The organism is Thauera aminoaromatica S2, from assembly GCF_000310185.1.
GTDB lineage: Bacteria > Pseudomonadota > Gammaproteobacteria > Burkholderiales > Rhodocyclaceae > Thauera > Thauera aminoaromatica.
In genome coordinates this window covers 1-1304 of sequence record NZ_AMXD01000284.1, presented here as the reverse complement: position 1 = coordinate 1304, position 1304 = coordinate 1, and the positions used below count along the sequence as shown (strand labels likewise).

Genomic DNA, 1304 nt, shown 5'->3' with positions numbered 1-1304 from the left:
CAGGGCCTCCGCACTCGCCTAGCATATCGCCCGGATCCCCAGCATGCGCTCCCGCACCCCGTCATCCCACGCCGCCCCCTTGCGCTTGAGCCGAAGGCTGCTCTTGCGCGTGTCGGTCTTGTCGGCACGGATGATGTTGAGCGCGATCTTGCGCAGCAGCGAAAGGTTCTGCGGCGCGTTGTCCTTGGCCACCGTGCTGGCGTCCTCGCTGAAGCTGACATCGAGGATCCAATGAAGCCGGTTCTCCACACCCCAATGCGCACGTATCGCTGCGGCCAGTTGCTCGGCGCTCAGTGCGCGCGAACTGATGTAGTAACGCCGCTCGAGATCGGATTGCTTGTCGCCGACCACCCGCATCGAGTCGATGCGCCCGATCGTCACGCACTTGGGCCAGTCGGCCAGATCGACGATGCCCTTGGCCGAGAGCACCGAGGCGATCTGCCCGACGGTGCGGCCGTGGCCGCGCTCGACCAGCGAACTGCGGTCGACCGACTCGACGCCGTGCTGATCGATGAAGGCGGTCTCGATCGCTTCGAGCAGCTTGGGCTGGTTGCCCTTGACCATCAGCAGGTAGTCGCCTTTCTTCGCAACGATCTGTTTGGCAATGCTTTTCTGGCAGCCCATGGCGTCGATCGTGACCAGCAGCCCCTTGATCGAGAGCGCCTCCAGCAACTCCGGAATCGCGGTGATCTCGTTGCTCTTGGCGGCGACCTTCTCCTGGCCGAGCACCAGTCCCAACTCGGTGGCGAAGGCGCTGACCATGTGGATCGCGCTCTCGCCGCCGCTGCCCGAGCCGCGCACGGTCTTGCCGTCAATTGCGATCGTGCCGGCGAGGCCCGCATCGTCGCTGAGCGCACCGACCACGCCGCCCACCCAGCGCCGGAACATGTTCTCGAACTGCTTCGGATCGAGCGCACGCAGGATCCGCAGGAACGTCTCTTCGGACGGGATGCCGTTCTTGAGCACGAGGAAGCGGCGCAGCCACGCCTCCTTGGTGCGCGCCCAGAAGGTGATGTCCTCGACCGTGTCGCAGTCCGAGAGCACAGCGGCGATCAGGATCACCAGGATCTCCCGGAAGTCGTGCAAGGTGCCGTTGCTCGGCTTGCGCGGATCATCGATTTCGTCCAGATAGCTCATCAGGGAACCCCTTTGCGTCGCACTCACGCTCTTCGCCCAAAAGGCGAGAGTAGACGTGATTTTCGAAGGGTCCACAAGATGGCTGCATAAGGTGTTGAATGTGAACGAAGATTTTCAGGTGGCTATGCGATCAGGAAAAATGCATTCCGAGTGCGGAGACCCTGGGG

1 protein-coding gene is annotated in these 1304 nt (G+C 63.1%); it reads right to left on the bottom strand.

The genetic code is table 11. The features are described 5' to 3' along the window. Positions 1-18 precede the first annotated feature (18 nt). Positions 19-1137, bottom strand: a complete 1119-nt coding sequence (locus tag C665_RS19585; RefSeq protein WP_004265615.1) for an ISAs1-like element ISTha1 family transposase — start codon at positions 1135-1137, stop codon at positions 19-21. Between the last annotated feature and the right edge of the window lie 167 nt (positions 1138-1304).